Origin of the sequence: Streptomyces sp. NPDC013187 (assembly GCF_042899705.1) — a bacterium.
Taxonomy (GTDB): Bacteria; Actinomycetota; Actinomycetes; order Streptomycetales; family Streptomycetaceae; genus Streptomyces; species Streptomyces hawaiiensis_A.
In genome coordinates this window covers 83899-100723 of record NZ_JBIBAF010000009.1, presented here as the reverse complement: position 1 = coordinate 100723, position 16825 = coordinate 83899, and the positions used below count along the sequence as shown (strand labels likewise).

Here is a 16825-nt window from a genome sequence, read left to right as displayed (position 1 = left end):
GGAGAGCGGGAGTGCGGTCAGCGGGAGCGGGTGGCACGGATCAGCCAGAGCGTGGCGGACAGGCAGAGTGCCGATACGCCGCAGAGCAGGAGCGGCACGGCGCGGACCCCGGACCACTCGATGGCCTCGCCCAGAACCGGCCCCGCGGCCACGCCCCCGGCCATGGACGCCGCGATGACCAGCGCACCGGCCCGCCGGGCCCGCGGGGCCGCCCGGTTCAGCCACGGCAGCCCGGTGGGGAAGATCGGCGCGATGAACAGACCGACACCGGCGTACGCGTAGGGCGCCAGTGCCGGGACGGTCGCGGCCAGCAGACACACCGTCATCCCCGCGCACGAGACGGTGATGATCGCCTGGGCGGAGAAGCGCAGCGCGAGCGGGGCGACCAGGAAGCGGCCGACGGTCATCATGAGCCAGTACACGGAGGTGGCGGTGGCGGCGACGCCCGCACCGTAGCCGACCGTCTCCAGATGTGTGGGCTCCCAGCCGCCGACGCCGGCCTCGATGCCGACGTGCAGCACGTAGAGGACGACGAAGACGGCGAGCACGGAGCCGAGGCTCCGTCCGAGGACGGCCTCGCCGCCGGCCCGTTCCCCGGCCGTGACGGGCGCCTGGTTCCGCACGCCCCTCAGGCACAGCAGCAACGGCAGATTGGCGAGGGCGAAGACGAGGAAGACGGCCGGGTACTGCTCGGAGCCGACCGCGCCGATCACGGCGGGCCCGAGGATGGCGCCGATGCCGAAGTGCGCGTTGAGGATGTTCAGCATCGCGGTCGAGCGGTGACCGAAGCCCACGGCGAACAGCTGGTTGAGACCGTAGTCGATGCCGCCGAAGCCGAACCCCGCGAGCAGGGCCGCCGCCAGCGCGGCCGGCCAGTCGGGCGCCAGCGCGAAGCCTGCCGCGCCGACGGCCATCAGCAGATACGAACCGCCGAGGAGCCGCCGGTTTCCGACCCGCCCGTAGAGCCGGTCGAACAGCAGCACACCGGCGACACCGCCGACGAAGTGGGCGCTGAGCCCGAGGCCCGCGGCGGACGGCGACAGCCCGAACTCCGCACGGAGGGCGGGGATCGCCGGACCGTACAGCGCCTGCAACGCCCCGATGAGCACGAAGCCGGCACATGAGGCCAGGACGGCGACCCTGCTGAAGAGCGGGCCGGGCGGTGCGAGGGAGGGACGGGCAACGCGCTCTTCGATCACGCGGACTCCGAGGGACGGGCCACCGAGCGGGTGGGCGGAGGGGCACAGTCGCGTACGTCTGGATCAGACGAGTGATGTTACCGGTAACATCGGACCCGTCAACATCCCCGTGCTGGTCCGGTTTCGCCGGGGCCTCGCCCTCACAGGATCTCCCCCGCGCTCCCACGAACCCTGAAGATCCACAAGGATTGCCCCGTTCCCGTTCGGGTACGCGAGCAGGACCGTACCCGGGGCGGATCTTGTCCCCGGGCAGGCCGCACGACCGCCGCTACCAGGGAATGTGCCATGGAGACACCCGCAAACGACCCCACGCCCACGCCCGCCCAGCGGGCACTGGACGTCCTCGCCGAGAACACCGAGGACGCGGCGGCTCTGGACGCGCTCGCCAACAGCGACGTGCTCATCCCCGTGCCCGACGACGCGGGGGACGCCGACGCAGCCAACCCCTCGACGGTGGCGCTGCCCGTACTGGAGCAGCCGGGCGGCGAACCGGTGGTGCCCGTGTTCACCTCCGAGGTGGAGATGGCCGGACTGCTGCCGTTCGTCTCCCGCTACCGCATGGTGCCGCTCGGCGCACTCGCCGCCCAGTGGCCGGCCGACGACCTGTCGCTCACCATCGACGGGAGCTCGGAGCACCGGCTGACGCTGACCTCGGAGGGAGTCCGCACCCTGCTGGTCCGATAGCAGCACGCGCGCCGGCGCCCACGCGGCCGCGGCAGGTCAGAGCGCCTTGCGGGGGTTCAGGATGCCTCGCGGGTCGAGAGCCTCCTTGATCCGCCGCTGCACCGCGTGGGCCGTCGGCCCCAGCTCCCCGGCGACCCGCTGCCGTTCGAGCACACCCACGCCGTACTCCCCGGTCAGCGTGCCGCCCAGCCGCAGAGCCGGCGCGACTGTCGCGCTCCGGCAGGGGCGTGACGCCCGCGGCCTATCCGCCCAGCGTCCGGGCCAGTGCCGCCCGCTGCAGTGGCAGCACCTCGGCGTGCAGGTCACGGCCCCTGGAAGTCAGGGCGACCCACACGCCCCGCCGGTCCTCCATGCACACGGACCGCGTCACCAGCCCGTCCTTCTCCAGCCGGGCGATCAGCCGGGACAGCGCACTCTGACTGAGATGGACCCGCCCCACGAGGTTCTGCACCCGGCACTGCTCGCCCTCCTCGGGCGCCGCGGTCGCGAGCATGTCCAGGACCTCGAAGTCGGACGCGCCGAGACCGTGCGGATGCAGAGCCCGGTCGATCTCGCACATCGTGCGCGCGTGGGCGGACAGGATGTCCCGCCACCGTTCCTCGAGCTGTCCACCAGCCGTTCTCGCCGCCATAGGGGAACGGTAACACCGGTGAAGGGTTCAATGACCGTGCATGGATCGCCGCGGAGGGCCTCTACGCGGACTCCCGTTTCACCAGCTCGGTCGGCAGGATCACCGCCGCCGGATCCTCGCCCCCGATCTGCGCGAGCAGCACCCGCACCATCTCGCTGCTGATGCGGTCCCAGGGCTGCCGGATGGTCGTCAACCCGGGACTGGAGGCCACGGCGGCCGGCGAATCGTCGAAGCCGCCGAGCGCCACGTCCTGCGGCACCCGCCGCCCGGCCCGCCGCAGTGCCGTGAGCGCCCCCTGCGCCATGAGGTCGGAGGCCACGAACAGCGCGTCGATGTCCGGGGCCTGTGTCAGCAGCCGCTCGGCGCCCGCCTCGCCGCTCGCCCTGCCGTAGTCACCGGAGACGACCAGCCGCTCGTCGAACTCCAGGCCCGCCTCGGCCAGCACCTCCTTGTAGCCGGCGAGGCGCTCGACACCGCCGGGGGTGTCCAGCGGACCGGTCACCGTGCCCACCCGGCGCCGCCCGAGCGACAGCAGGTGACGCACCATGTCGCGGGCGCCGTCACGGTCGTCGGCGGCCACGTAACTGACCTTGGACGCCAGCCCGATCGGCTTCCCGCACGCCACCAGCGGCACCCCCGCCTCGCGCAGCTGCTCGGCGACGGGATCACCGGAGTGGCTGGAGACCAGCAGCACCCCGTCGACGTGCCCCGCGGTGATGTACCGCGTGATGCGCCGCCGTTCGTCCTCGGTGCCCGCCAGCATCAGCAGCAGCGGGATGTCGTGCGCGGCCAGCGCCTGGGTGCAGCCGCGCAGCAGGACGTTGAAGTTGGGGTCCTCGAAGAACCTCTCCTGCGGCTCCGTGAGCAGGAAACCGATCGAGTCGGACCGCCCGGTGATCAGGGAGCGGGCGTGCCGGTTGACCACGTAACCCGTTTTGCGGATGGCCGCGTTGACCGCCTCCTGGGCGGCCGGACTGACGTAGTGCCCGCCGTTGAGGACGCGCGAGACGGTACCGCGCGAGACGCCGGCCTCGCGCGCCACGTCATGGATCGTGGGCGGCCTGCGCCTGCCTCCCGTAGCGTTCACGGTCACGACTTTACGGCTCCCGAGAGCAGATCCAGGCTCCAGAACCGCTGGATGACCAGGAAGAGGGCGACCAGCGGGAGCACCGCGAGCAAGGCCCCCGTGATCACCAGCGTGTACAGCGCCGGGGTGTTGGCGCCCTGCTCCAGCAAGGTGAACAGGCCGAGCGTGATCGGGAACTTCTCGTCGTCGCTGAGCATGATGTACGGCAGCAGGAAGTTGTTCCAGATCGCCACGAACTGGAACAGGAACACCGTCACCATCCCGGGGATCATCATCGGCAGGGCGATCCGCGTGAAGATCCGCCACTCGCTCGCCCCGTCCATGCGCCCGGCCTCGATCACGTCGGCGGGCACCGCGGCGGCGGCGTAGATCCGCGCGAGGTAGACGCCGTACGGGAAGAGGATCTGCGGCAGCAGGACGGACAGGTACGAGTCGGTGAGGTCGGCCTTCGCCAGCAGCAGGTACTGCGGGACGGCCAGGATCACGGGCGGCATCAGCACCCCCGCGAGCAGCACGTTGAAGATCGTCTCCCGGCCGCGGAAGCGGTAGGTCGCGAGCGCGTAGCCGCTGATCGCCGACACGCACGTCGACAGCAGGGCTCCGAGGCCGGCGTACAGCGCGGAGTTGCCCATCCACTGCCAGTAGACGCCGTCGCGGTAGGCGTTGAGGTCCCGGATGTTGCCGGCGAAGCCCGTGCCCGGCAGGAACGTGAACGTGGAGAACAGCTCACGCCCGGACTTGGTGGCGGCGATGACCACCCAGGCGACCGGGAGCAGGCAGTAGAGCGCGCCCAGCAGCAGGGTGACCGTGGGGATCAGGGAGATGCGGCGGCGCAGCGGAGGGCGGTGGTCCTGGGCGGTGCCGGGCGCGCTGCCCGTTCTCGGCTCGGCCTGGGGGACGGCGAGGGAGCTCATCGGGCGGCCTCCTGCTTCTGGCGACGGTTCGCGGCCCGCAGGAAGCCGAAGGAGAGGAGGAGCGTGGCGAAGGCGATGATCACGGCCTGCGCCGCGGCCCCGTGGATGTCACCCTCGCCGAAGGCGTCCCGGTGCACCTTCATCAGCGGGCTCCACGTCGTGGACACGGAGTTGGTGAGCGGTTTGAGGGTGGTCGGCTCGTTGAAGACCTGGAGCGTCGCGATGATCGAGAAGAAGAAGGTCAGCACCAGCGAGGGCGCCACCATCGGGATCTTGATCCGCAGCGCGATCTGCAGCGGGGTGGCGCCGTCCAGCTTCGCCGCCTCGTACACCTCCGCGGGGATCGCCTGGAGCGAGGTGTAGATGACGATCATGTTGAAGCCGGTGCCGCCCCAGACCGCGATGTTCGACAGGGCCAGATACAGGGGCCCGCCGTCCAGCAGGTCCGGCTGCGGCATCCCGAGCCTGTCGAGCACGAAGTAGAAGGGGCTGACGTCCGGCAGGTAGAGGAAACCCCACAGCAGGGCGGCCACCACACCGGGGATGGCGTACGGCAGGAAGATCGCGAGCCGGGTGAAGGGCGCGAGCCGCACCTTGTCCGAGTCGAGCATCAGCGCGAACAGCAGGGCCAGACCGAGCATGACGGGCACGACGATGCACCCGTAGCCGAGCACGCGCAGGGTGCCGTCGAGCAGTTCGCTGTCGGAGAGGGCGTCGGTGTAGTTCTCCAGTCCGGCCCAGACCTCCTTGCGGGCGCCGGAGCCGAGGCCCAGGCCCGACACCTGCACCTTGCGGAAGCTGAGCCAGACCGCGTAGCCGATGGGCAGCGCGAAGAACAGCGCGAACAGGAGTGTCGCGGGGAGAAGGAAAAGATAGGGGGCGCTTCGCGCTCGTTCGAGGGTGGTGGTGGGAGACGGGTGGGCGTACGGGGCGCCCTTCACCCCGTACGACCGCCGGCGTGCCGTGCTTTTCACCGAGCGACTCCGAAGCCCTGCTTCTTCAGGTCGGCGACGGTGTCGTCCTGCATCTTCTTCAGGGCGGCGCCGAAGTCGGACTTGTTCTTCGCGGCGGCGCCGAAGGCGTCCCTGAAGGTGGTGTAGGCGACGTTCACGTTCGGGCCCCAGGCGGACGGTGCGGTGGTCTCCGCGATGTCGGCGGCCTTGGTGTAGAAGTCGGCCTGGTTGGCGAAGTAGGCCGGCGGCTTGAGGAAGGCGCCGCTGGTCTGGGCGTTGGTGGCGGCCGGGTAGATGCCGCTCTCCTTAGCCAGCGCGTTCAGGGCTTCGCTGTCGGTGTTCAGCCAGGCGGCGAACTTCGCGGCGGCGGCCCGGTGTTCGGAGTCGGTGGTCACGGCGGTGGAGGAGCCGCCCCAGCTGCCGGTGCTGTTGTCGCTCGCGGACCACTGGGGGAGCGGGGCCATGGCCCACTTGCCCTTGGTGTCGGGCGCGGCCGTGGTCAGGGTGCCCGGCGCCCACACGGCGCTGACCCAGGCGATCTGCTTGCCGGTGTTGAGTGCCTTGTTCCAGGCGGGCGTGTACATCGGCTGGTTGTCGATGGCGCCCTCCTTCACCAGGCCGCCCCAGAACTTCGCGACCTTCTGGGTCGCCGCGTCGTTGATGGAGACCTTCCACCGGTCGCCGGACGTGGTCCACCACTGGGCGCCCGCCTGCTGGGCGAGGCCCGCGAAGAGGCCCGAGTCGTTGGCGGAGAAGGTGGTGAGGTCCTTCTCCGGCGCCGCCTTCTTCAGCTTGCGGGCGGTCTCGGCGAACTGGTCCCAGGTCGTCGGCACGGTCAGGCCGTACTCCTTGAACAGGTCCTCGCGGTAATAGAACATCATCGGCCCGATGTCCTGCGGGACCGCGTAGACCGCGTCCGTGCCGAGGGTCGTCTGCTGCCAGACGCCGTCGGCGAACTTGCCCTCCGCCCCGCCGACGTTCTTCGAGATGTCGGCGAGCGCGTCGTTGCTGACCAGCGTGGGCAGCGCCTGGTACTCCGCCTGCACCAGGTCGGGCGCCTTGCCCGCCTTGTGCGCGGTGAGGATCTTGGTGACCAGCGTGTCACCGGACGCCTGCTTCTTCACCGTGACGGTGATCCGGTCCTTCTTGCCCGGCCCCTTGTTCCAGAGGTCGACGACCTTGTCCATGCCGGGCGTCCACGTCCAGTACGTCAGCGAGGCCGGGCCCGACTCGGTGTCGCCGTCCGCGGATTCCGAGCCGCAGGCGGCGAGGGTGGTGGCGCCGAGGGCTATGGCGACGGCGGTTCTCACGAGGCGGCGGCGCTTCGTGTACGGCATGGATCTCTCCCCTGACCTGGGGTCCTCGCCTGCTGCGAGGACCTGCCACGCTTCTGTGAGCGTTCACAGTAGAGAAACATCCCGGACACTTGTCAATGGTTGTTGCTGTGCGGTTATGTTGGCCTCCGCACTGCGCCGCTGTGTGTGCACGTTCCCAATCTGTCGATCGACCGGGAGACCATCCATGCCGGAGACCACCCCCAGGGGCCTCACCAGGCTCGCCTTCGGTGGGGACTACAACCCCGAGCAGTGGCCGGAGAGCGTCTGGCAGGAGGACGTCCGGCTGATGCGGGAGGCCGGCGTCACGATGGTGAGTGTCGGGATCTTCTCCTGGGCGCTGCTGGAGCCCTCACCCGGCCGTTACGACTTCGGCTGGCTGGACCGGCTCCTGGACCTGCTGCACGGGCACGGCGTCCGCGTCGACCTCGGCACCCCCACCGTCGTCCCGCCCGTCTGGTTCTACCGGGCCCACCCCGAAGCGCTGCCCGTCACCGCCGAGGGCGTGCGCTACGAGTTCGGCTCCCGCGCGGCCATCTGCCACAGCAACGCCGACTACCGCTCCGCCGCAGCGGCCATCACCACGAAGCTCGCCGAGCGCTACGCCGACCATCCGGCCCTGGCGATGTGGCACGTCCACAACGAGTACGGCGTCCCCGTCTCCGCCTGCTACTGCGCGTCGTGCGCCGCCCACTTCCGCCGCTGGCTGGCCACCACCTACGGCACGGTCGACGCGGTCAACGAGGCCTGGGGCACGGCCTTCTGGAGTCAGCGCTACGGCGGCTTCGAGGACATCAACCCGCCCCGGCTCACCCCCGCGGCCGTCAACCCCGGCCAGGCGCTGGACTACAAGCGGTTCGCCGACGCCACCATGCGCGAGAACTTCCGCATGGAACGGGACATCCTGCACCGCCTCTCACCCGGCGTCCCGGTCACCACCAACTTCATGACGGCGCTGAGCCAGTGCGACTCCGTCGACTACTGGGCCTGGGGCCGCGAGGTCGACCTCGTCACCAACGACCACTACCTGATCACCGACGGCCGCCGCACCCACGTCAACCTCGCGATGGCCGCCGACCTCACCCGCTCCGTCGCGGGCGGCGCCCCCTGGCTGCTCTTGGAGCACTCCACCTCGGGCGTCAACTGGCAGCTCCGCAACCCCGCCAAGGCCCCCGGCCAGATGGCCCGCAACTCCCTCGCCCATGTGGCGCGCGGCTCCGACGGCGCCCTGTTCTTCCAGTGGCGCCAGTCCCGGCGCGGCGCCGAGAAGTTCCACTCGGCGATGGTCCCGCACGGCGGCACCGACACCCGCGTATGGCGCGAGGTTGTCGAACTCGGCGCGGACATCGAGGCGTTGAGCGAGATCCGCGGCACCCGCACCGAGGCCGACGTGGCCGTGCTCTGGGACTGGCACTCGTGGTGGGCGCAGACCCTCGACTGGCGCCCGAGCGTCGACCACGACGCCCGCGAGCGCGCCGACGCCTTCTACGAGGCCCTCTACGACCGTCACCTCACCGTCGACTTCGCCCACCCGGAAGCCGACTTGTCGAGGTATCCCCTTGTCGTCGTACCGGCCCTGTACCTGATGACGGAGGCGGCCGGGCGCAACCTCACGGCGTACGTCGAGCAGGGCGGCACGCTGGTCGTCTCCTACTTCTCCGGCATCGTCGACGAGCACGACGCCGTCCACGAGGGCGCCTACCCGGGCCCGCTGCGGGACGTCCTCGGCCTCACCGTCGAGGAGTTCTCCCCGCTGCTGCCCGGCGAACGGGTGCGTGTCACCGGCCCCGACGGGACGGAGCTGTCCGCCGACGTGTGGACGGAGTTCGTGGTGCCGCGCGGTGCCGAGACCGTCCTGACCTACGCCGACGGTCTCACCGCCGGTCTGCCGGCCGTCACCCGGCACCGCCGCGGCAAGGGCACCGCCTGGTACGTCTCCACCCGGCTCGGTGCCGACGGCCTCGACGCGCTGCTCGGCATGGCGGGCGAGGACGCGCGGCTCGCCCCGCGCACCGACCTGCCGAGGGACGTCGAGGTCGTCCGCCGCACGGGCGCGTCGGGCACCTACCTGTTCGCCCTCAACCACACCGGCGCGGACGCCAAGGTGCCGCTGGAGGTACCCGGCACCGAACTGCTGACCGGAGAACGCGCCGCCGGATGCCTGGCGGTCCCGGCCGGAGCCGTCCGGGTCGTCCGGCTCGGCGGCTGAACCGACTCCCTCCGCCCGCGCGAGCCACGAGCCGCGGGCGGAGGGCCCGCCCCTCACTCACCTCCTGGTGAGGCCCCCCATCCCCACGTCGAAGGGACGACGGACGACGATGTTCCATCCCAGACGCACCCTCAGGGCCCTGCTGCTTCCCCTCACCGCGGGCCTTGCCCTCACCGCCCTGCCCGCCACTTCGGCACACGCCGCGAGCACACTGACCAACGGCGGCTTCGAAGCCGACGGCGCGGGCGCCGCGACCCCGAGCGGCTGGTCCGAGTACGGCGACACCGGCGCCTCGTTCACCGAGTCCGGCGGCCACGGCGGCAGCCACCGCCTGAGCCACTGGTCCGCGTCGGCCTACAAGGTCGAGACGTACCAGTACCTCTCCGGACTCACCAACGGGAACTACAAGCTCACCGCCTGGGTGCGCTCCGGCGGCGGGCAGAAGTCGGCGTACCTCGCGCTGAAGAACTGCGGCGGCGCCGAGCAGCGCACCGATCTGCCGGTCTCGGCCAGTGGGTGGCTCCGGATCGTCGTGCCTGTCCAGGTCACCGCCGGCCAGTGCACGATCAGCGTCAACAGCGACGCGAACGCGGGTAACTGGATCAACGTCGACGACCTGACCTTCACGTCCGGCACGTCGGGTACGTCGATCAAGGGTGCCGACATCTCGTCACTGGCCAAAAGCGAGGCCAAGGGCGGCGTCTACCGGAACAGCTCGGGCAGCGCCGCCGATCCCCTGGCCGTCCTCAGGTCGAACGGCATGAACTACGCGCGCCTCAAGGTCTGGGTGAACCCGGCCGACGGCTACAACAACAAGGCCCGCGTCCTGGCCACGGCCAAGCGCGTCAAGGCGCAGGGCATGAAACTGCTGGTCGACTTCCACTACTCGGACTTCTGGGCCGACCCGGGACGCCAGGACAAGCCCGCCGCCTGGGCCGGACACGGCTACGGTCAACTGAAGACGGACGTGTACACCCACACGTACGACGTGCTGAACGCCCTGAAGGCCCAGGGCACCACAGCCGACATGGTTCAGGTCGGCAACGAGATCAACGGCGGCATGCTCTGGAACGAGGGATCCACCTCCAACTGGACGCAGCTGGCCGGTCTGCTCAACTCCGGCTACGACGCCGTCAAGGCGGTCAGCTCCTCCACCGCCGTGGCCCTGCACCTCGCCGAGGGCGGTGACCTGGAGGGCACCCGCTGGTGGTTCGACAGCGCGCGCTCGAACGGCGTGAAGTTCGACGCGATCGGCCTGTCCTTCTACGGCTACTGGCACGGCACGCTGTCCGACTTCCAGACGACCCTCGACGACGCGGCAGTCCGCTACGGCAAGCCGGTCTTCGTCGCCGAGACCGCCTACCCGTTCCGTCTGGACAGCGACGACGCCCACGAGAACATCATCGACACCGGCGACGAACTGGTCACCGGCTACCCGGCCAGCGTGGCCGGTCAGACACGGTGGATGAACGACATGACGAGCATCGTGGAGGCCGTCCCGAACGGCCGCGGTCTGGGCCTCTTCTACTGGGAGGCGACCTGGACCGCGGTGGGCGGCAACGGCTGGGACCCGACCGACTCGGCCTCCGGCAACGCCTGGGAGAACCAGGCGCTGTTCGGGTACGACGACCGGGCGCTCTCTTCGATGTCCTGGTTCCGGCACCGCTGAGCCCGGGGGAGGGGCCTGCCTTTCCCTGCCTTGCGGGCCCCTCCCTTCCCTTCTCCTGCCCGCTCGAACTCCGCCCTGCGACAGGGCAGTCAGGTATCGGTCAACGATGCCGAGTGCCGGACAGGACGGCGTCGACTGCGAGACAGTGGGAAGGTGCGGTGAGAGGGCGAAGCCGCGAGGCAGGGGCACGACATGCTGAGGACTCCCACGGGCGAGACACGGCTGCGCATCCTGGCCTGGCTGAAGGAACCCGGTCCCGCGGCGGACGGTGTCACCGCGGACGACGTCGCCGAGCGGTTATCGATACCGCGCCCGGTCGCCGTCACCCATCTCCGGCTGCTGGAGGCCACCGGCATGCTGCGCACCAGCAGGTCCGCGGGCGGTGTGCGCTACCACCGTGACGACATGCGGATCGCCGAGGTCGCCCGGATGTTTGAGAAGGCCTGGTAGGCGACCCGGTACCGCGGTATCGCCCCGACGATGAAGGACACACGCGCAATGGACCGTCCCACGGCACTCGTCCCCCGTCACTACATCGCCGTGGGCCCCGGCCCCGAGGACGTGGTCGCCGACCCGCGCGGCCGCGTCCTCACCGGCGTCGCGGACGGCCGCATCCTGCGGCTCGACGCCCTCGCCGACCCGGTCGCGGCCCGCGTCGAGGTGCTGGCCGAGACCGGTGGCAGGCCGCTCGGGCTCGAACTCCTCCCGGACGGGGACCTGTTGGTGTGCGATGCCGAACGCGGACTGCTGCGCGTCGGCACCGGCGACGGCACGGTCCGGATCCTCGCCGACTCGGTGGCGGGAGAGCCGCTGCGGTTCTGCAGCAACGTCGTGTCCCTCTCCGACGGGAGCGTCTACTTCACCGTCTCCAGCCGTCGGTACCCCCTGGAGCACTGGATCGGCGACATCGTCGAACACACCGGGACGGGACGGCTGCTGCGGCTCGCCCCCGGCGCGGACGCACCCGAGGTGGTGCTGGACGGCCTGCAGTTCGCCAACGGGGTCGCCGTCGGCGCGGACGAGGCCTTCCTCGTCGTCGCCGAGACCGGCGCCTGCCGGCTCCTGCGCCACTGGCTCACCGGGCCGCGGGCGGGGCGGAGCGAACCGTTCGCCGAGAACCTCCCGGGCATGCCCGACAACCTCTGGCGCGGCGCGCCCGACGGACCGATGTGGGTCGCGCTCGCCGGGCCCCGCGTCCCGCCCCTGGACCTCCTCCACCGCGGCGGGCCCGGCGTCCGGGCCGCCGCCGCGCGCATCGCCGTACGCGCCCCGTTCCGGCCCACCGGCACGATCGCCCTCCAGGCCTTCGACGACGAGGGCCGCGTCGTCCATCACCTCAGCCGCCACCACTCCGGCTATCGCATGCCCACCAGCGTCTGCGAAGCGGGCGGGTACCTGGTCCTCGGCAGCATCTGGGAACGGGGCGTGGCGGTGTGCGAACCGCCCGCCCCGAAGTGACCTCCACCGCCCGCCCCGAGATGACCTGTACCGCCCGCCCGGAAGCGACCTGCACCGCCCGCCCCGAGATGACCTGTACCGCCCGCCCGGAAGTGATCTCCGCCCTCCGCCTCGGAGTGACCCCACCCCGCCCCCGGGGTTAATCTGAACTCCGGCCGCGGCACTGTCGCGGCGCGGCGGTGGGGCCCGCCGTACCCGAACCGCGGCAAGGACGCCGCCAACGGTCCCTACTTGCGACGGCGCGCGCCCGCACCACCCCGGGCTCCCGGCGAGTAGGAGACACATCCCCATGACATCCCCCGAGAGCCTCCGCGTGCGGGCCGCCACCCCACGGCAGTCCTCCTGGCGCACCCAGGCGCCCGTCGTCGGGGTCGTGGCACTCGGCGGGGGAGCGGGGGCGACCGCCCGCTACGCCGCCTCCCTCTGGTGGCCCACGCCCGCGGGCGGCTTTCCCTGGACGACCCTCTGGGTCAACATCGCCGGCTGCGCCGTGATCGGCGTGTTCATGGTGATCATCACCGAGGTCCGCACCGCCCACCCCTTGGTCCGCCCCTTCTTCGGCACCGGCGTCCTCGGCGGCTTCACCACCTTCTCGACGTACGCCGTCGACTTCCAGAAGCTCATCGACGGCGGCCGTCCCGGCACCGGGCTGGCCTATCTCGCCGCGACCCCGCTCGCGGCCCTCGCGGCGGTGTGGCTCGCGGCCGGGGCGACCCGCCGCGTCCTGAAAGGGAGGCGACGATGACGAAGCTGACCGGCAGGGCCCTGCGCCTGACCGTCCTCATCGGCGAGAGCGACACCTGGCACCACAGGCCCCTCCACTCGGAGATCGTCCACCGGGCCCACGCGGCGGGCCTGGCGGGCGCCAGCGTCTTCCGCGGCATCGAGGGCTTCGGCGCCTCCTCCCTGATCCACACCTCGCGGCTGCTCTCGCTGAGCGAGGACCTGCCGGTCGCCGTGGTGATCGTCGACTCCGAGCCACGCGTGCGCGCCTTCCTTCCGCAGCTCGACGAGATCGTCACCGAGGGGCTCGTGACGCTCGACGACTGCGAGGTGACCCGGTACGCCGGACGCGGGGACGATCCCGGCACAGCGGACACGAAGGGTAAGAGTTCGTTGTGAACTGGCTGCTGGTCGTGTGCGGCGCGATGGTCGGTGCCCCGCTGCGCTACCTCACCGACCGGGCGGTCCAGTCCCGGCACGATTCCGTCTTCCCCTGGGGCACCCTCACGGTGAACGTCACCGGCTCCCTGATCCTCGGCCTGCTCACCGGAGCCGCCGCCCACCTTCAGCTGCTGCTCGGCACCGGCCTGTGCGGGGCCCTGACGACCTACTCGACGTTCTCCTACGAGACGCTGCGGCTGGCGGAGACCGGGGCGCGCCTCCAGGCCGCCCTCAACGTCGGCGTCACCGTGGCGGTCGGGCTCGCCGCGGCGTTCGCGGGAGCGGCACTGGCGCGTATGTGAGACGCGTCCATGAGCTCCGTTCTCGTCCGGGTGTAGTAAGACGGTCCCCTCCGCTCCCGCCCCCGAGCAGAACTGGATCCCATGAGCGTCATCAGCGTCGGTCAGGCCGTCGTCCTCGGAGCCGTCGAGGGGGTGACCGAGTTCCTGCCCGTCTCCTCGACCGGCCATCTGAAGATCGTCGAGGGGCTGATGGGCATTCCCGTCGACGACACCGCCGTGGTCGGGTTCTCGGCGGTCATCCAGGTGGGCGCGATCGCCGCGGTGCTCGTGTACTTCTTCAAGGACATCGTGCGGATCGTCTCCGCCTGGGGGAGGGGCCTTCGCCACCGCGAGGAGCGGTACCACCACGACTACAAGTTCGCCTGGTGGGTCATCTGCGCCACCGTCCCGATCGTCGCCGTCGGACTCGCCGCCAAGCCGCTCATCGAGGGTCCTCTCGCCTCGCTGTGGGTGGTCGCCGGGTCGCTGATCGCCGGCAGCGGCGTGATGTGGGCGGCGGACCAGATGGGCCGGCACAAGCGGGGCGAGGACGACACCTCGTTCAAGGACGCGATGCTGGTCGGCAGCTCCCAGATCCTCGCCCTGCTCTTCCCCGGCTTCTCCCGCTCCGGCGCGACCATGTCCACCGCGCTGATCCTCGACCTCGACCGCGTCGCCGCCACCCGGCTCTCCTTCTTTCTCGGCATCCCCGCGCTCACCGGTGCCGGTCTCTACGAGCTCAAGGACGCCCTGGGCACCGGGGTGGGGGCGGCGCCGCTCGCCGTCGGCACGGTCGTCTCCTTCGTCGTGGCGTACGCCTCCATCGCCTGGTTGCTGAAGTTCGTCGCCAAGCACTCCTTCAACGCGTTCGTGATCTACCGGATCGTGGTGGGAGTGCTGCTGTTCGGGCTGCTCGGAGCGGGTGCGCTGCACAGTTGAGCGGTCTGCCGGGAGGAGCCGTCGGTCGGCTGCGGCGCCATCGTGGCTCGTCGCGCGGTTCCCCGCGCCCCTTGGGGGCGCCCCTTGACAGCCGCCTCCCGTCGGCCGGAGTATCACTCCCGTGAACCTGTCAGACAGCCGGACAGCCGGACAGCCTGTGCGTCGCGTCAGTGCCATGGAAGCGGTGCTGGCGTACCTGCGCGGCGCCATCGAGCGGGGCGAGTACGCCATCGGCGACAAGCTCCCCTCCGAGGCGGAGCTCTGCCGCACCCTGGAGGTCTCCCGGCCCGTTCTGCGCGAGGCGCTGCGAGCGCTGCAGACCATGGGCCTGACCGTGTCCAGGACCGGCAAGGGCACCTTCGTCGTGGCCAGTACCGTCGAGGACCCCACCTTCGGCGACTACTCCGCCAGCGACCTGCTGGAGGTGCGCCGCCATGTCGAGATCCCGGTCGCCGGGTACGCGGCCAGGCGCCGTACCCCGGAGAACCTCGACCACTTGGCCCACCTGCTGGACCGGATGGAGCGGGAGACGGACACCACCGCGTGGGTCGCCATGGACACGCTGTTCCACCTCGCCGTCGCCGAGGCCGCCCAGAACCCGGTCTTCCGCCGGGTCATCGAGGAGATCCGGGACGCGCTGGCCCGCCAGTCCGCCTTCCTCAACGAGCTGGGCGGCCGCCGCGAGCAGTCCAACCGCGAGCACCGGGCGATCGTCGAGGCCCTGACCGACGGTTCCGAGACCGACGCGGTGGAGGCCATGGCCCACCACCTCGACCGCGTCGAGACCACCCTCACCGACATCGTGCGCCCCTCGCGCACGGACACCCCTACGGAAGGCGGAACCGAGGCGTGAGCGAGCAGTCCCTGCACGACGGTGTGCAGAAACGTTCCATCCATGTCGATGCCGGAGACGCGGGCTACAGCAAGTCCCTGAAGTCCCGGCACGTCAACATGATCGCCATCGGCGGAGCCATCGGCACCGGCCTGTTCCTCGGCGCCGGCGGCCGTCTCGCCGACGCCGGCCCGTCGCTCTTCATCGCCTACGCCGTCTGCGGCCTCTTCGCCTTCCTCGTCGTGCGCGCCCTCGGCGAACTGGTGCTGTACCGGCCCTCCTCGGGAGCCTTCGTCTCGTACGCCCGCGAGTTCATGGGGGAGAAGGGCGCCTACACCGCGGGCTGGATGTACTTCCTCAACTGGGCGACCACCGGCATCGCCGACATCACCGCCGTCGCCACCTACACCCACTACTGGGGCATGTTCTCCGACATCCCGCAGTGGGTCATCGCGCTGATCGCGCTGGCCGTGGTGCTCACCGTGAACCTGATCTCGGTGAAGATCTTCGGCGAGCTGGAGTTCTGGTTCGCGATCGTCAAGGTCGGCGCCCTCGTCGTCTTCATGTGCATCGGCATCTTCCTGCTCGTCACCCAGCACCCCGTCGACGGCCACACCCCCGGCCCGTCCCTCATAGGCGACAGCGGCGGCGTCTTCCCGCACGGCCTGCTGCCCATGCTGCTGATCATCCAGGGCGTCGTCTTCGCCTACGCCTCCGTCGAGCTGGTCGGCGTCGCGGCCGGTGAGACCGAGAACCCCGAGAAGATCATGCCGAAGGCGATCAACTCGATCATGTGGCGCGTCGGCGTCTTCTACGTCGGCTCGGTCGTGCTGCTGTCGATGCTGCTGCCGTGGAACAAGTACACCGCGGGCGAGAGCCCCTTCGTGACGGTGCTGTCCAACATCGGCATCCCCGCGGCCGGCGGCGTGATGAACCTCGTCGTCCTCACCGCCGCCATGTCCTCCCTCAACTCCGGTTTGTACTCCACCGGCCGCATCCTGCGCTCCATGGCCATGTCCGGATCCGCGCCCAGGTTCACCTCCGTGATGAGCCGCAGCCAGGTCCCCTACGGCGGCATCCTGCTCACCAGCGGCATCTGCGTCCTGGGCGTCGGCCTCAACTTCGTCGTTCCGGCCGAGGCGTTCGAGATCGTGCTGAACTTCGCCGCGATCGGCATCCTCGCCACCTGGGGCATGATCATGATCTGCCACCTCCTCTTCTGGCAGAAGACCCAGAAGGGCGAGCTGACCCGCCCGGGCTACCGGCTCCCGGGCTCCCCCTGGACCGAGATCGTGACGCTGGCGTTCCTCGCCTCCGTCCTGGTCCTCATGTACGCCGACGGCGGCGCGGGCCGCACCACCGTGCTGTGCCTGCCGCTGATCGTCGGGGCCCTGGTCGCCGGATGGTTCGCCATCCGCGGCCGTATCGCACGCAAATCCACCACCGGAGCCGACGCGTGACGAACGCGCCG

At 70.6% G+C, this 16825-nt stretch carries 18 protein-coding genes; 11 read left to right on the top strand and 7 right to left on the bottom strand.

The window, feature by feature from the left end; genetic code table 11:
- Positions 1-17: 17 nt before the first annotated feature.
- A complete protein-coding gene (locus tag ACFY5B_RS20405) occupies positions 18-1199 on the bottom strand; it encodes an MFS transporter (RefSeq protein ID WP_389971105.1) in 1182 nt (393 codons plus the stop codon).
- 285 nt (positions 1200-1484) lie between these two features.
- Between ACFY5B_RS20405 and ACFY5B_RS20400 the strand changes: the two genes are divergently transcribed.
- Positions 1485-1883: an SseB family protein gene (locus ACFY5B_RS20400; RefSeq protein ID WP_344455083.1), complete on the top strand. Its 399-nt coding sequence runs from the start codon at positions 1485-1487 to the stop codon at positions 1881-1883.
- A 36-nt stretch (positions 1884-1919) separates the two neighbouring features.
- On the opposite strand, the gene ACFY5B_RS20395 is transcribed toward ACFY5B_RS20400, so the two are convergent.
- From ACFY5B_RS20395 to ACFY5B_RS20370, 6 genes are all read right to left on the bottom strand, one after another.
- Positions 1920-2189 carry an FAD-linked oxidase C-terminal domain-containing protein gene (locus ACFY5B_RS20395; protein WP_389971103.1) on the bottom strand — a complete coding sequence of 90 codons (270 nt, stop codon included), beginning with the start codon at positions 2187-2189 and terminating at the stop codon, positions 1920-1922.
- Positions 2125-2514: a MarR family winged helix-turn-helix transcriptional regulator gene (locus tag ACFY5B_RS20390; protein WP_389971101.1), complete on the bottom strand. Its 390-nt coding sequence runs from the start codon at positions 2512-2514 to the stop codon at positions 2125-2127. The genes ACFY5B_RS20395 and ACFY5B_RS20390 overlap by 65 nt, the downstream gene beginning before the upstream one ends.
- A 61-nt stretch (positions 2515-2575) precedes the next feature.
- Complete coding sequence (locus ACFY5B_RS20385) at positions 2576-3607, bottom strand: LacI family DNA-binding transcriptional regulator (RefSeq protein ID WP_389971099.1); 1032 nt, start codon at positions 3605-3607, stop codon at positions 2576-2578.
- Positions 3604-4515: a carbohydrate ABC transporter permease gene (locus ACFY5B_RS20380; RefSeq protein WP_389971098.1), complete on the bottom strand. Its 912-nt coding sequence runs from the start codon at positions 4513-4515 to the stop codon at positions 3604-3606. Before ACFY5B_RS20380 ends, ACFY5B_RS20385 begins: the two co-directional genes overlap by 4 nt.
- A complete protein-coding gene (locus tag ACFY5B_RS20375) occupies positions 4512-5489 on the bottom strand; it encodes a carbohydrate ABC transporter permease (protein WP_389971096.1) in 978 nt (325 codons plus the stop codon). The genes ACFY5B_RS20380 and ACFY5B_RS20375 overlap by 4 nt, the downstream gene beginning before the upstream one ends.
- Positions 5486-6805 carry an ABC transporter substrate-binding protein gene (locus tag ACFY5B_RS20370; protein ID WP_389971095.1) on the bottom strand — a complete coding sequence of 440 codons (1320 nt, stop codon included), beginning with the start codon at positions 6803-6805 and terminating at the stop codon, positions 5486-5488. Before ACFY5B_RS20370 ends, ACFY5B_RS20375 begins: the two co-directional genes overlap by 4 nt.
- Positions 6806-6989: 184 nt before the next feature.
- Here ACFY5B_RS20370 and ACFY5B_RS20365 point away from each other — a divergent pair, with 184 nt between their 5' ends.
- The 10 genes from ACFY5B_RS20365 to ACFY5B_RS20320 all read left to right on the top strand — a co-directional run bounded on the left by ACFY5B_RS20365 (position 6990) and on the right by ACFY5B_RS20320 (position 16814).
- Positions 6990-9011: a beta-galactosidase gene (locus ACFY5B_RS20365; RefSeq protein ID WP_389971093.1), complete on the top strand. Its 2022-nt coding sequence runs from the start codon at positions 6990-6992 to the stop codon at positions 9009-9011.
- 109 nt (positions 9012-9120) lie between these two features.
- Positions 9121-10680, top strand: a complete 1560-nt coding sequence (locus tag ACFY5B_RS20360) for an arabinogalactan endo-beta-1,4-galactanase (RefSeq protein ID WP_389971091.1) — start codon at positions 9121-9123, stop codon at positions 10678-10680.
- 192 nt (positions 10681-10872) lie between these two features.
- A complete protein-coding gene (locus ACFY5B_RS20355; RefSeq protein WP_389971089.1) occupies positions 10873-11130 on the top strand; it encodes an ArsR/SmtB family transcription factor in 258 nt (85 codons plus the stop codon).
- A 48-nt stretch (positions 11131-11178) separates the two neighbouring features.
- The gene (locus ACFY5B_RS20350) at positions 11179-12138 is read left to right on the top strand and encodes an SMP-30/gluconolactonase/LRE family protein (protein WP_389971087.1); all 960 of its coding nucleotides are present in this window, start codon (positions 11179-11181) and stop codon (positions 12136-12138) included.
- A gap of 289 nt (positions 12139-12427) precedes the next feature.
- Positions 12428-12883, top strand: coding sequence for a fluoride efflux transporter CrcB (crcB, locus tag ACFY5B_RS20345; protein WP_389971085.1), 456 nt, complete (start codon positions 12428-12430; stop codon positions 12881-12883).
- Entirely contained in the window at positions 12880-13260 is a 381-nt protein-coding gene (locus ACFY5B_RS20340) for a DUF190 domain-containing protein (RefSeq protein WP_389971083.1), read from the top strand. Before crcB (ACFY5B_RS20345) ends, ACFY5B_RS20340 begins: the two co-directional genes overlap by 4 nt.
- Positions 13257-13604, top strand: coding sequence for a fluoride efflux transporter CrcB (gene crcB, locus ACFY5B_RS20335; protein ID WP_389971081.1), 348 nt, complete (start codon positions 13257-13259; stop codon positions 13602-13604). The genes ACFY5B_RS20340 and crcB (ACFY5B_RS20335) overlap by 4 nt, the downstream gene beginning before the upstream one ends.
- Positions 13605-13685: 81 nt before the next feature.
- A complete protein-coding gene (locus ACFY5B_RS20330; RefSeq protein ID WP_389971080.1) occupies positions 13686-14522 on the top strand; it encodes an undecaprenyl-diphosphate phosphatase in 837 nt (278 codons plus the stop codon).
- Positions 14523-14697: 175 nt separating this feature from the next.
- Positions 14698-15375, top strand: coding sequence for a FadR/GntR family transcriptional regulator (locus ACFY5B_RS20325; RefSeq protein ID WP_389971078.1), 678 nt, complete (start codon positions 14698-14700; stop codon positions 15373-15375).
- Positions 15372-16814 carry an amino acid permease gene (locus ACFY5B_RS20320; RefSeq protein WP_389971076.1) on the top strand — a complete coding sequence of 481 codons (1443 nt, stop codon included), beginning with the start codon at positions 15372-15374 and terminating at the stop codon, positions 16812-16814. Before ACFY5B_RS20325 ends, ACFY5B_RS20320 begins: the two co-directional genes overlap by 4 nt.
- Positions 16815-16825 lie beyond the last annotated feature (11 nt).